We start from the raw sequence: 13718 nt of genomic DNA, 5'->3' as shown, positions 1-13718 counted from the left end.
TCGGCCGCCCGGAACCTGCTCTTATTACTTTATCGGACGCTGGTTAGGATTGCATTATAGCTATTCGGAAAAATTTTTCATTTTTTTGATTTTGTCAGACAGACTGCGGACATCCAGTTGTAATCCCGCAGCATCCCGGTTCGTTTCCTTGATCGAGGCGAGCAGTTCCTTACGTACGATTTGGACTTCCCTCGGAGCGGATATTCCCAATTTTATTGTCTCGCCGTCAATTTCCAGTATGGTCACTTCAATCTGATCTTGTATGATAACAGACTGTCCTTTCTTGCGGGAAAGCACCAGCATCTATTTCCGCCCCCTTCTATTTCGTAGCATCCGGCGCTAACAAACGGTGTTTCGTCGTATAGTTTGTTTGCGAGAGGACCACTTGCTTGCCTGACCTTGAACTCTTATTCATGACAATGGGAGCAACCAAGTTGGCAGTCGCGTGCTCAAGTTCGCCAGTAACGCTTACAATTGTCCGGACGATGATTTGGTCTGCGGACTCCATTTGCAATTCCTTCATCGCAAGCTCGGGCAATTCGAATTCGTAATTCGGAAAAAATTCAAACGGATCGACCACAATGAATGCAAGTTCTCCATCATCAACTGATTGTAAATAGGCCAAAGGAGAATGATCCTCGTTTGCAATCAGCACAAACTGGTGTGACTGCTCAAATCCAGGTATCCCCGCAGAAAACTGTACAACGTCCTCTTCCCTTACTTCGAGCTCACCAAACCTCGCCGTGTCCAGTTTCATATAACTTCCTCCATTGTTGAAAATAAGAAAATAGCTACGGCGCGCGATCTCGCCTATAGCTATCATACCCTGAACCTGTTTTATACCCTAATATTAATCTGAGGCGGCGTAATAGTCACCTTAGGGTAATGCATCATTTCAACCTTCACACTTCCCCGGTGGTACGTCACTTCCGGACGATGTACCTGTACATTCATATTTTGTTTACCTGGTTGCACTTGCATGTTTAAATCTCTTGGTACATAGTCGATGTCGACGTTATCCGGCGAAGCTTCGCCATACACTTGCAAGTCGGGAGCACCTTCCACAAATTCATCTAGCGCCAGATCCGGAATCAGGTTGCCGGATATCCTTAAATCGCCTAAACGGTTGCCTTCCTCCACAATCCGTATCCTGTTTTGCAGCGCGATATCCTTATACTGCGAATAAATTCGCTTCCAGAACGCATCCGGTTTCCCGCCGGTCAGCGCGTTTAAAGATCTCGACTGGTCGATAATCAGTTCGCCTGGCCCGTTATTAGCAGTGATGACCGGCAAAGTCGATTCAACATGGACATCTGGTCGAGGTCTTCGTATATCAACGCGAGCCGGCTCGGATTCTACACTAATGAGCCCCCTCTGGGACTGTATGGATAAGAAGGGAACCACGCGGCAATCACCTCAGCCTTGTTCTATCTCAGAAAATCCACTAAAGACGGCGCTATTATTTTGGCCCCGACTGAGAGCGAAGCTTGATAAACGCTCTCATTTACTTTGGACTTGATAATCAAGTCTTCCATATCCGCATCCTCGGTCTTAGATTGCAAGGTCTCTAGATTAAGATTCAAGTCTTTCAATCTCTGTTCCATCAGTTCGACGCGATTGACACGCGCACCGACTTCCGCTTGCTGTGTAAGCACCTTACTTATTCTGGTTTCAAGCGCAGGGAGTTGTCCAGATACTCCTGCATTATTGCCAATCGTCAGGTTCGCTACCATCTGATCGATAACATGGAATAAATTATCATCTTCATTCTTTGGAGCCGCAACGCCGGTTGGCGGGTAACCGAACACATTATTGCCCGTAAGATTAACTGTAAGCTGGATACCTGTATTAATAGCATAATCAAGATTTCCGTTATCTGTAATAACAGTTGCAGGGTTAACTGCAGGATCGTACGTTACTTTGTCCGTAAATTGCCCGTTAAACACGTATTTCCCCTTGAATTGACTGTTGGCAATATCGACAAGCTGCCCTTTCAATTGCTTCATCTCGCTTGCGATATTATCCAAAGCGACTTGTGGATTTGTTCCATTGGAACCTTGTACGGCCAATTCCTTAAGTCGCTTCGTAATATCACCTACTTGAGAAAGCATTGTATCATTGAAATCCAACCACGCGGTGGCCGAATCCACGTTACCTTGATAGCGTTCATTAAGCGACAGGTCGCTCCGGTAACGAAGCGAATAAGTGATTCCTACAGGATCATCGGAGGGACGGTTGATCTTCATACCCGTAGACAGTTGCTCTTGCAGACTCTGCATCTGTCCCATGTTTTTATTAATGTTGCGCAGCAATTGGTTAGTTATGCTACCTTGCGTAACGCGTCCTACCATTTTAATCATCCTCTCAATCGGGAGATGCTAATGATTATCTGCCAACGGTACCCATTCCGTTAATTATTTTGTCTAAGGTTTCATCAATCGTGGTCATGAAACGGGCTGCTGCATTATAAGCATGCTGATACTTAATCATGTTGCTCATTTCCTCGTCCAAAGACACGCCGCTAACGGATTGCCTACGGGAATCCACTTGGTCTACGACGATCTTGGAGTTGCCCTCTTGCCTATTGGCTTCATCCGTTTCCACACCCAATTGTCCTACTACGGATCTGAAAAAGTCATTCACCGTTCCTATTGCGGTCGCGGCACCAGTAGATACCGAAGAGTAGTCGATTTTCATCTCGCTAAACTGAGCAATCAACATCGCCAAATCTTTGTTACCTTTCACGACCTCTTCCGGCGTTCCCGCGGTGCGCATGGAAGAGGCAATATTGCCAGCATCCGCTAGAATATCCGTGCTCAACGTAATATTTCCAGCTGTGATCGGTCCCCCGTCCTTGGAAGCGAAAAACGCGCCGCCAGCCTTCGGAGGATCCATCATGGTATAACCTAATTTATGCAACCCGTTAAGCCCTTTAACAGTTGCGGTTAAATCCGAAGCCAATGTACGAGACGCACCTGTATAAGTGACGCCGTCCAGTGTCGTTCCCTCCGGCAATACGGAACCTGCCGGAATCGTGACCTTGATATCCCCGTTAGCCAGCCCGTTTACTAACGTGTTTAATTGCTGTTGATAGTTAGTGACGAATTGGTCACGAGATACAATCATTCCGTAAACTTCGCCGCCATTGAGATCGCCGGCTTCAGCGCTAGCCTGTAGCCCCTCAACGGTCACGGGTGTAAAAGCATTGTCCGCAACTAGCACCGTACCGCCCATGGATACTTGAAACCCGCCGTCCGCGGTTTCTACGCTCGTCACGTTAATAACCTTGGATATTTCGTCCATCAGCAAATCCCTTTGGTCGCGAAGATCGTTAGCGCTATCGCCGAGACCTTCGATCCGTCTGATCTGAAGATTTAAATTAGAGATGGTCTCTAGGGATGTGTTGATCTGGTTCGCTTTGACTCCGATGTTCTCGGTGATATCCGCGCTAAGTTCATCCAGTTGCCTGCCGGTTTGGTTGAATGCATCCGTTACCGCCTTCGCGGTTTCTCGAACCAGCTTCCTAGCCGTGATATCTTCCGGATTCTCGCTTAGATCATGCCAGGATTTCCAAAAGTTATCCATAACGGCACGTAATCCGGTATCGGAAGGCTCGTTAACGATCGTCTCTAACTTCTGCAAGGTGTCGGCTTGAATTGACCAGCTGCCGTAGGTCTTATTCTCATTTCGAAATTGCGTATCGAGGAATTTCTCGCGAATACGAGTGATGGAATTAAACTCAACGCCCGTTCCCAACTGGCCTTTAGCAGTAGAACGCGACATTCCCACCGCTTCCATCGGTTTGGACGCTATCATATTAACGGTCTGGCGAGAATAGCCTGCCGTGTTCGCGTTCGCAACGTTATGTCCGGTCGTCTGGAGAGCGGCTTGTTGCGTAAATAGACTGCGCCTCGCCGTTTCTATCCCGTGGAAGGTAGATCTCATCATTCTCTTCCCCATTTCGCCTTGAAGATGTGTGTTCTATGCTTTCGAATCGAATAGTTTGAGATTGTGCTGCGCATGCGATTGATCCGATGGCCGCTTATACACATAATCCTGATCGTCGTATGCGCCTGCCAACAAATCCAGGGAAAAGTCGTTGAATTCGATCGATTGTTGAGTCAGTCTCATGTTCACGTCGTTAAGAGCTCTTAACCGTTCGACGGCAGCGCTCAATCTGTCGGCTAAATCGGACATCCTAAGCTTGTCCTCCGCGTTCGTGATCATGCGGATGATGTTGGCTACATTAGTGGAAGGGGTCGAACTTAATCCCCTCTCCTTGAGAAAGTCGTTAACGGCTTGAACCCGTTTATTTTCCGTCTCGACGATTAACCGTAACAGTCTGGATTCCTTATTGACCATTTCATTCAGGACATCCACGTTATTCGCGATTAAGGCCTCTTTCTTCTGTTCCGCAAATGAGATCATCTGCTCGTGCTGAAGCAGTAAAGTTTCTAAGGCTTCGCACAATTCGTGAAGTGCCATTTCGTCACCTTCTGCCCTGTATATTACATCTGCTACTCTCTCACGAATGGCAACAGTTTCTCGGCAAGCTTGCCCGAATCCACTTTATAAGTTCCAGCAGCAACTTCCTTCTTCAATGCCTCAATACGCTGAGCGCGATTTGGATCTTCTGTGCGTTGCGCTCCCAACAGTTCCATAGCCTCTGCGGAAAATTGAACCTCATCCTTGCGGCGTTTGCCGGAGGTTTGGCTTGCACGCGTTTCGGATTGCTGTTGATAAGTGCGATACGCACCAATACGCTGGGAATCGTTAATTTTCATTTATATCACTCCAATATATAAAAAAACCGATAATGTCTACCCCTATTATCGGTCAATGTTTATGAAATGTTTAGAGTTGCGTTTATTTCCGGTCATTCAGATGATTTCCGATCTGGTATGCACCTTTGCCCTTGTCATCCGGATTGTGTTGAAGTATTCCGGTCGAGCTTACATTCTTTAAATCTCGGTTAAGACGTTTTTTACACGAATCGCAAATGTGCCCTTCACGGATAAGCGTTCCGCAGGCTTCGCAAGGATAAGACATATTCGGAGCATTCATCAACGATATTCGGCCTTCGCGGATCCATTTGGTAATCTGCTTGATGCTGATCTCCATTTCATCGGATAGCTGCTGGATATCCATGCCTTTATGCAAGCGGAGATGCGCAACGCATCTCTCGTAATCTTTCTCCAATTGTTGGTAGCAATTATTGCAGACATCGCGGAAATTCTTGTTGAACAACTTCCCGCATTTTGGACAGTTGATTAAATTCACGCAAATATCTCCCTGATCTCCGACATTAATCGACCTTCGCCACATTATTGTACTAAATTTTTCTAATTCTTGCTATCGATTTATTTAGGCTGTAGCAGAAGGCGTTGCGGCTGGCGTCTCTATCACTGGCTTCCGTTGCGTTGCAGCTCTCATCTGCGCAGGAACACTGCCGAACAGCAGCCACGACCAATTTGTCATTCGGCTAAGAATCGTTACGACGATCCAGGAGATGACTAGAGCGCATAGAAAGCCCCCGGCATACCACGCATGATGGATCATCGTACCTCCGCCCTGCAACGGAAACTTCCTATATACTAGCAAGACGAGCGGATGGAACAAGTAAACGCCGAACGATACAATCCCCAGATGGCGAAGCCTTCCAACCCAGAACGAGCTGTACATCCGGCCTCCGATAAGGAAAGCGATCTGAATCAGAATTATCGACGTGAGCATCGTATATATATCCCACAGGCCGTCATAAAGGGCATTGTGATAGACCGTCTGGTACATTCTCTGATTGTAGAAAATCGTAACATAGGCGATCCCTGAAGCCAGCCAAACTGCCCATAGGCTAACCCACGCGATAACTTTGGACTTCGTCATGTTTTCTTTTGCGATGATCAGCCAGGATTTAATACGGTCGAAGTAAATGCCAAGCCACGCCCCGAGAAAATATTGCCCGAAGTAGGTCGGCGACCAGCTGCCGCGATTCGTAACCTGCCAATACTCCCTGTTGTAGAGAAAGAATGCCCATTGCAGCCCCACGCCCACGATGACTGCGGAAGCCGCCAACCATCGGAATCGCTTGAACAGAAATAGCAGAATCGGAAACAGCAGGTATAGCTGAATGCTGATGAACACAAAATATAAATGCGTATACGCCTGCCCCGTCAATATTTTGTCCCGGAAGCTTGGCCACATCAAGGATAAATCCCAAGCAGCTCCGTTCTGGTACCAACGCAATGCGAAATACAGCGCCGAGAAGAGCAAGTACGGAACCAATATATACATCAAGCGGTTGCGATAAAATTTCTTGAATCGCTGAACCGTTAACGGTTGCGGATAGTAGTTATAGAACAATACGAAGCTGCTGAGAAGGATGAATGACGTCGTCCCGATCTTGAAGAAGATGTTGAGGAAATTATATACGCCATATAAGCTCGCTTCCTTCATATCCACCGTTGCGAACGAGGTGGAGTGCACCATCAATACGCCCAAGATGGCGATGCCGCGTATGATATCGATTTCCGTTAATTTAGCGCGACGTTCCATGACTCCTCCTTCTGGTATTCACCCGATATATTTTCCTATCATTTGGCAAGTCTCTCTATCATAACATAGGATGAAATACGTCGAAAAGAATATTCTTTTGTCAGCAATGACGGAAATTGCTATGAACGCGCCCATAAAAGTCCATATATCTCCGCCGTAGTTTCCGACCGGGAAGCTAACTTCAACACCCGCGCGCATTCGTCCAAGGTACTGCCGGTCGTGTAGATGTCGTCAATTAGAATAATTCGTGGGGACGCAACATTTGAAAATAATTCCGAGGTTGCGGCCGAAAAATTGCCTCTCATGTCGACTACGCGGCTGCGACGGGTTTTGAGGCTTTGTTTCTCGGTGTGACGCAGGCGGCTAAGCATCGGACGGTATTCCACCCCATACCATCCGGATAACCTAAGCGCTAATCGTTCTGCTTGGTTAAAGCCTCTGTCTTGTAATCTCTCTGGCGCTAAAGGCACGGAAGTTATTGCGTGAAACTCGGAATGAGCGGCTGCTTCGCACAGACGCTCATAAGCGAATGCTAGCATCGCGGTCAGGATGGATTCGACGCCTTCGTTGCCCCGGTACTTGTAGAGCGCTAACCAATCTTTCATCCGATCGTCGTAGCGTACGGCGCATCGGCTGATTGAATAGTACCTAGTTTGCCTGCGGATACAGTCCTCGCAGCGTTCCGCCCTGCCGCAGATTCGGCATACCGGATGAGCGATCCACGGAATAGATTGTCTACAGGAGCCGCACAGGGAAGTAATCGCTTGACGTGCTTCCGGATGTTTGATCGGGATGCTAGCCGTGACTTGTGCGGAGTCTCGTCCGCAGATCAGGCAAGCTCGTTTAGCAGGGGCGAACCAGGAACTGATTTTCAATGGCATATGAGGAGCACTCCTATTAAACGAATATTGAGGTTGTATTGTTTCGAACGTTGGAGTCTAAACGCTAAATCAAGTAACCATCTCGCTTAGCCAAGATGTTCATGTCCCGGATCTGGCGGATCGAGCTTTTCTGGGAGGTTGTCCATGCCGGACCTCCGTAGTAGACAAATCCAGAAGGATCCGACGCTGAGCGGCCAGCTCGCCCGGCCATTTGAACCAATGATGCCGAGTCGAACATCGGGTTATGCGAATCGAGAATAAATACGTCGCTCTTTGGAATCGTAACTCCGCGCTCCAGAATGGTAGTTGTAACGAGCAGGCCAATTGAATGCTCACGGAACGAAACTACTTTATCCGTGCGATCGGCATCCTTTGAAGAGGTACCTGCTATCGCAATCGGATCGATACCTAGCTTCGCTGCATGGCGATGAAGAAGCATGACAAGCGGTTCTACTTGTTTGACATACGGGACGAATAGGAAGATTTGCGCGCCTCTCTTAGCTGATCGCTCGAGGGCTTTCAGCAGCTTGGATGGCAGCTTTCGCTTGCGTAGAAGGTCTGATACGGCAGGAAAAACAAGCCTCTTAGGTACCGGCAGTGGATGCCTATGATATCTAACCGGCACGCGCGCGCAGGGAAGTCGCCTCCTAATGGCTGCCCTCTGAATAGTTGATGGAGGGGTGGCGCTTAGCAGGACGGTTGTTCCCGTTGTTTTGCGGCATTTGTCTGCGGCGTAATGCAGCATCGGATCGTTGTGATAGGGAAAAGCGTCTAATTCGTCGATCAGCACGAGGTCGAAAGCCTCTTGGAATCTAAGCAATTGGTGCGTCGTAGCGAGCGTAAGAGCCCCGTTCTCCCAGCGATCCGCGCTCCCGCCGTAGAGAACGGTCCGAGCGGAATCCGGAAAAGCCTTGGCCAACCTCGGCGCAAGCTCGAGCACCACATCCCGGCGGGGAGTCGCTACGAGAGCTCGACCGCCTCTGGCAAGTACGGACTCGAGAAGCGGGAAAATCATCTCGGTTTTTCCCGCTCCCGTGACCGCCCAGAGCAGGAAGGTATGGCCACTACGGGAAAAGGAAGGGCGGTTTAAGAACTGTAGCGCTTGGGCTGCCGCGGCGCTTTGGGCTGGACTGAGGCCCCAGCGCTTGGCAAGGGCGTTGGGGGTGACAGGCTGGAATGATTGGCTACGCTGGCTTGTATATGCGGTAAGAGACTGGGCGGAATAAGTTGGGGCATGCTGGGTAATGTGGGTAACGAGAGACTTGGCAGAATACGTAGGGGCAGGCTGGCTCGTGTTGGCAGCAAGAGACTGGGCGGTATCCGCAAGGGCAGGCTGGTTCGTGTTGGCAGCAAAAGACTGGGCGGTATCCACAGGGGCAGGCTGGCTCGTGTTGGCAGCAAGAGACAGGGCGGTATCCGCAGGGGCAGGCTGGCTCGAGTTGGCAGCAAGAGACTGGGCGGTATCCGCAGGGGCAGGCTGGCTCGTGTTGGCAGCAAGAGACTGGGCGGTATCCGCAGGGGCAGGCTGGCTCGAGTAGACGGGAACAGGGATGGGCAGGTCCTTACCTGCCCCGGCTACGCCGATGACGAGCAGCCCGCACTCGCGGCTGCGTCCCATCGTCAGGCAAGCCTCGCAATACGCGCAGGCTTGCCCGCAAGCGGCGCAAGGCGTTCGCCGCAGCTTGTCCTTGCCGCTGCCGCATCGCCGGCAGGCAAGCTCTTCCGCGGGACGGCGGCGCGAAGCCGCTAGCCCCGTCGGGCGAGCGAGGCGCAGCCGCTCGGCCCAAGCGCGCAGCCCGCTCCGCGGCGGAGCGGATGGCTTGGGGGCCACGGCAGCGGCGAGCTGCAGGGCCCCGGTTAGCGACGCGAGCTGCAGCGTCGCGAGGTAGGCGGAGGCGTCGGCCGTCGGCAAAACGCCGTCCAGCAGCTGCGTTGCTTCCTCCCGAAGCAACGCACGCCCCGCTAGATTAAGGCTGGCTAACCGAGCCGTCTCGACAAGGTACTCCATGTCGCGTAACGCATGCCTATGCGGGTCTAGCGTCACATCTTCCACATCGAGGGACAAGCTATTGCCCGCCTCGCCCTCCCCGCTCACCCATCGAACAGCCAACTTCAAATCGTCATTCCAATCCTGAGCCGGCGAATGCCCTTTCCTTTTTTCAACGACAACATTGCTCCACTGCTCCCCTAACAGCCCATAAACTCTCTCGGCCCATCCAAGCGGTATCTTCTCCCTCAACCGTATGATGCGCTCCGCCTTGTCACTCCAATAACACTCGTCCACCTCCCAAGCAACAGAGAAGAACGCCTTGCGACTAGCCCCGATTTGTACCGCATAGAGAACGACCTTCATTTTTCCACCCTCCCCCTCCGAACCGATTAAGCCAACAACAAAAAACACACCCCCGATCGCCATCAGCAGCGACCCAGAGTGTGCTTCACCCGGATTTCCATTCTTGTTCAGTTACCCGTATTGTATGATACATTTCTCGCTGCGGCAACCCTTTTTCAATCCTCCTTCTATTCTTCAACCATTCAGAGCGGCAATCGATTCACGGCGTCCGTGCGGCTCAATTCCACCCAAACTACTTTCTTGTCTCCAACCTGTCTGCCATCTTCTTCCGTAACCCTATCCTCCTGCTCAAGGCCAGCGGCTATGTCGGTTAGCGGATACTCGGCTTCTTTCCTAATCCACTCTATTCCGGCATGGCTTCGAGCAAATCGTTCCATGATCTTCCCCGTATCGTCCGTCGATTGATCCAGCACGACCGTTATTCCGATTTCCGTCCCCGTCCGTCTCGAAAATTGCTGCAGCGCCCTGATATACCATTCAATCTGCATTTGGTGGTTGCCCGCGACCAGCACGTAATGACGACGATTTTCTCCCGAGCCTCGCCGTATGATCCAATGCGCCAATGCCGCAGCCGCTGCGTAAAAGCCGATTATCCACAAAAGATCGGGAATCACGGCGGCCACCTCCTTTGGGTGTATGAAGGTGAGCGACTAACCGCCGAACGGCCGATACTCAGCCATCTCAAGCGCTCCGTCTACTCGTTCCACAATATATGCCGCAAGCGAGACGGGAGTTCCCGCAGGCGGTTTCTCATTTGTTTGCGACGGAATATATTGACAGATTTTAGGCTGCGGAATACAATAAGCTTGAATTTCATCATATTTAGGGTCGTGAAGCACACGCCGCTTTCTCGTCAGCTCTCGCTGAACGGGTGAGTGGCTATTTCTATTTATTGGGGGCTAAGGATATGAGTTTCGAAAGCGCACACTCTTTGTTCATGGACAAACATAAGAAAGGTCGTCGCGGAGAAAGACTACGGAGATTAATTGAAGGTCATAGTCATGGCGAAAAAATGTTGCTTGAAAAGGTATGGTGGCCAGCATTCCAGAACTTCGACGGCTTGCATCCGGAATACGAAGTGAGCGACTTTAAAGATGGTAACCGATTTCTGGATTTCGCTTTTCTCTCGGGCAATATTATGTTGAATATCGAGCTGGATGGTTACAACTCCCACGCAAAAGAAATCAGCCGCACTAAATTCTCGGACAACCTGATGAGGCAAAATCACCTCATCCTAGATGGTTGGAAGGTTATTCGTTTTTCTTATGATGACGTGAACGATAGACCGCGGATGTGCCAGCAGATTTTATTGCAGTTCATAGGAAGGTGGGTAAATCATAGACAAGTAGATCAACTATCTGATCTTTCGGCAGAAGAGAGGGACATTTTACGGCTCGGCCTACGTAAAGCAAACAAATTATATGTGTCTGACGTATGTCTGCACCTTAAGATTGGGGATAAAAAAGCGCGCAAGTTACTCCATCGCCTCTTAGATCAACAGTTTCTTCTTCCGCCCAACGAACGGTCCAAACAAATTAAATACTACCTTGTAAACCCCATAGTTAATCTTGACCTTCTGGGTGTTTAGAATGTAACGGTCAGTTTGGCCGTATGGCGCTTGGCTGGATCGACTTTACTTTATGAGACGGTCATATTGACTGTTACAAGCTACATGTTGCGCCAAAATGTGATATTTTGCTGTCTGTGACGGTCATAAACTCCGTCTCATGAGCTCAATTATGTCAAAGTTGCCTTGTAACAGTCAGAATCACCGCCTCAATAAAGAAAAGGATGGTTACTTGAGTTGGCGGCAAGCGGGTGGTGGTTGGCGGGTGACGGGTGATGGGTGGCGGATGCCGGGTGGCGGGTGGCGGATCCCGGGTGCGATCGTAATTGAGGAACAAATCAAAATTCGCGCCTCCTTGGCCGGTGAGAGACCAAAGAAGACGCGAACGAAGCAGAGTTGCGTTATGTAGTTAATACTTGATAAAGTTAATACTTAGCTGAGTTTAGACAGTCACCCAGCCGTATTTAATCGAATTAATTACGGCTTGCGTGCGGTCGTCCACTTCCATCTTCTGCAGAATGCTGCTGACGTGGTTTTTGACCGTTTTCTCGCTGATGAACAGGTTCTCCCCGATCGACTTGTTGCTCTTGCCCTCTGCCATTAGGCGAAGGACTTCGGCTTCCCGACGGGTCAAAGGATTGTTGCCGCGCGGGATGAACTTCGTAACCGTCTCCCGGCTAGCCGCAGCTCCCGAAGAGGCTCCGATCTCGTCCAGATAAGTCATCCGTCGAAGCTGGTTGATCAATTTGCCCGTAACCTTCGGATGTATGTATGCATGTCCTTCCGCTACCGTGCGGATCGCATTGATGAGAGATTCCGCCTCCATGTCCTTAAGCAGGTAACCCGTCGCGCCCTTGCGAAGAGTTTCGAACACGTAGCTCTCGTCGTCGTGGATCGAGAGAATGATAACCTTGATCTCCGGAAAAATATCGCGAAGACGCTCGGTCGCCACCACCCCGTTCTCCGTCGGCATGTTAATGTCGAGCAGGACAACGTCCGGTCTCTCGTGATTGCAGAATTCTAGAACCTGAATTCCGTCACCGCACTCGCCAATAACCTCCAAGTCGCTCTCCATGTTCAGAATGCGCTTCAGCCCTTCTCGGAAAAGCTGATGATCGTCAGCCAGGAGAACCTTAATCTTTCGTAACGCTGGTTTATTTTCCATGTGCGATTAACTCCTTTCCCGGCTCTGCTTTAATGGGGACATTTATATATATTTTCGTGCCTTGTCCTAGTATGGATTCGAACTCGATCTTGCCTTGCAGCAATTCTACACGTTCCTTCATCCCTAAGAGTCCGAAATGAGCATGCGACTTACCCTTTGTTTCCAAGACATCCGGATGGAACCCGACGCCATTGTCTTCAATGAGCATTTGCATGGTCTCTTCCAGAAAAATAAGCTCTAGCGAGACGAATGTCGGCTGCGCGTGCTTCAGGGCATTATTGAAGCCTTCCTGCACGAGCCTGAACATGGCCGCTTCCATCGGACTGGGCAGTCGTTTTTCCTTGCCCGATGTTTCGAATACCGCCCTGATCCTCGTCTTCTCCTCGAAGTCCTGTACGAACTTGCGGAGCGTCGGTACAAGCCCCAGATCATCCAATGCCATCGGGCGCAGGTTGAAAATAATCTTGCGAATCTCTTCCAGACCAATGCGGATTTGCGATTTCAAGTCAACGAGCTCGTCGCGAACGACCTCCAGGTCTTTCGTTTCGAGCAATCTCTCCGCGATCTCTGTCCTTAACACCAGATTGGCCAGAGACTGGGCCGGACCGTCATGAATTTCCCTCGCGATCCGCTTGCGTTCGTCTTCCTGGGCCAGGATGATCTTAAGGCCTATCATCTGCCGGTTCTTCGCCGACTCTAGAATCCGCGTCACTTCGGTCAGATCGCCGGACAGGTAATCTAACACGACGCTCATCTGGAGATTTATCGTATCCGCTCGTTCTATGGAGAGCTCCACGTTCTTCACGCGCAGCTGCAATTCGTCCCGACGGGCTTTCAAGTAAGATTCCTTTTCCCGGTAGACCATCAAATCCAATTGAAACTGCGTTGCTCTCTCATAGGCGGACTTGATATCTTGCTCGGAATAACGTACGAAATCCCGGCTCACTTCCGTCAGACGGATTCTGGAAAGACGATAATCCCGCTCCAGACCATCTACCTTGTCTATGGTTTGCGATGTTTCGTGCAATACGGTCTCTAGCTCTTGCATCAGGGAATGAAGCTCGCGACGGGCGATCTCGCATATTTCGAAGACTTGAATCTTGCTATCTTCCATGACGGAGATGGCATTATGGATTACTCGATCGATCTGGTCCACATGATAATCCATCATTTTGACACCCCTGTACCCGGTAACGCCCG

At 50.2% G+C, this 13718-nt stretch carries 15 protein-coding genes; 1 reads left to right on the top strand and 14 read right to left on the bottom strand.

Annotated features, from left to right (window positions below; genetic code table 11):
- Positions 1-60 precede the first annotated feature (60 nt).
- The 12 genes from csrA to E2980_RS06465 all read right to left on the bottom strand — a co-directional run bounded on the left by csrA (position 61) and on the right by E2980_RS06465 (position 10400).
- Positions 61-303, bottom strand: a complete 243-nt coding sequence (gene csrA / locus E2980_RS06520; protein WP_135151330.1) for a carbon storage regulator CsrA — start codon at positions 301-303, stop codon at positions 61-63.
- 16 nt (positions 304-319) lie between these two features.
- A complete protein-coding gene (gene fliW / locus E2980_RS06515; RefSeq protein ID WP_167747009.1) occupies positions 320-757 on the bottom strand; it encodes a flagellar assembly protein FliW in 438 nt (145 codons plus the stop codon).
- An 80-nt stretch (positions 758-837) separates the two neighbouring features.
- Positions 838-1404: a DUF6470 family protein gene (locus E2980_RS06510; protein WP_167747008.1), complete on the bottom strand. Its 567-nt coding sequence runs from the start codon at positions 1402-1404 to the stop codon at positions 838-840.
- Positions 1405-1427: 23 nt separating this feature from the next.
- Positions 1428-2351 (bottom strand): flagellar hook-associated protein FlgL, encoded by a 924-nt coding sequence (flgL, locus tag E2980_RS06505; RefSeq protein ID WP_135151398.1) that lies wholly within the window; start codon positions 2349-2351, stop codon positions 1428-1430.
- Positions 2352-2385: 34 nt separating this feature from the next.
- Complete coding sequence (flgK, locus tag E2980_RS06500; protein WP_135151397.1) at positions 2386-3945, bottom strand: flagellar hook-associated protein FlgK; 1560 nt, start codon at positions 3943-3945, stop codon at positions 2386-2388.
- 36 nt (positions 3946-3981) lie between these two features.
- Positions 3982-4485, bottom strand: coding sequence for a flagellar protein FlgN (locus E2980_RS06495; protein ID WP_135151327.1), 504 nt, complete (start codon positions 4483-4485; stop codon positions 3982-3984).
- A 32-nt stretch (positions 4486-4517) separates the two neighbouring features.
- The gene (flgM, locus tag E2980_RS06490; RefSeq protein WP_135151326.1) at positions 4518-4784 is read right to left on the bottom strand and encodes a flagellar biosynthesis anti-sigma factor FlgM; all 267 of its coding nucleotides are present in this window, start codon (positions 4782-4784) and stop codon (positions 4518-4520) included.
- An 82-nt stretch (positions 4785-4866) separates the two neighbouring features.
- Entirely contained in the window at positions 4867-5280 is a 414-nt protein-coding gene (locus E2980_RS06485; protein ID WP_135151325.1) for a TIGR03826 family flagellar region protein, read from the bottom strand.
- A gap of 84 nt (positions 5281-5364) precedes the next feature.
- Positions 5365-6552 (bottom strand): acyltransferase, encoded by a 1188-nt coding sequence (locus E2980_RS06480; protein ID WP_135151324.1) that lies wholly within the window; start codon positions 6550-6552, stop codon positions 5365-5367.
- 119 nt (positions 6553-6671) lie between these two features.
- Positions 6672-7433 carry a ComF family protein gene (locus tag E2980_RS06475; RefSeq protein WP_135151323.1) on the bottom strand — a complete coding sequence of 254 codons (762 nt, stop codon included), beginning with the start codon at positions 7431-7433 and terminating at the stop codon, positions 6672-6674.
- Positions 7434-7497: 64 nt separating this feature from the next.
- A complete protein-coding gene (locus E2980_RS06470) occupies positions 7498-9786 on the bottom strand; it encodes a helicase-related protein (protein ID WP_240702912.1) in 2289 nt (762 codons plus the stop codon).
- 182 nt (positions 9787-9968) lie between these two features.
- A complete protein-coding gene (locus tag E2980_RS06465) occupies positions 9969-10400 on the bottom strand; it encodes a hypothetical protein (protein WP_135151322.1) in 432 nt (143 codons plus the stop codon).
- A gap of 293 nt (positions 10401-10693) precedes the next feature.
- Between E2980_RS06465 and E2980_RS06460 the strand changes: the two genes are divergently transcribed.
- Entirely contained in the window at positions 10694-11374 is a 681-nt protein-coding gene (locus E2980_RS06460) for a DNA-binding response regulator (protein WP_205699931.1), read from the top strand.
- Between the two features lie 421 nt (positions 11375-11795).
- Here the strand turns inward: E2980_RS06460 and E2980_RS06455 are convergent, their stop codons facing one another.
- Entirely contained in the window at positions 11796-12518 is a 723-nt protein-coding gene (locus E2980_RS06455; RefSeq protein ID WP_135151321.1) for a response regulator, read from the bottom strand.
- Positions 12508-13686 (bottom strand): sensor histidine kinase, encoded by a 1179-nt coding sequence (locus E2980_RS06450; RefSeq protein ID WP_135151395.1) that lies wholly within the window; start codon positions 13684-13686, stop codon positions 12508-12510. The genes E2980_RS06455 and E2980_RS06450 overlap by 11 nt, the downstream gene beginning before the upstream one ends.
- Positions 13687-13718: the final 32 nt, after the last annotated feature.

This window comes from Cohnella luojiensis (assembly GCF_004564235.1).
GTDB classification, from domain to species: domain Bacteria; phylum Bacillota; class Bacilli; order Paenibacillales; family Paenibacillaceae; genus Cohnella; species Cohnella luojiensis.
Note: the sequence above shows the minus strand (reverse complement) of the source record. Positions and strands in the feature narration are given on the sequence as shown.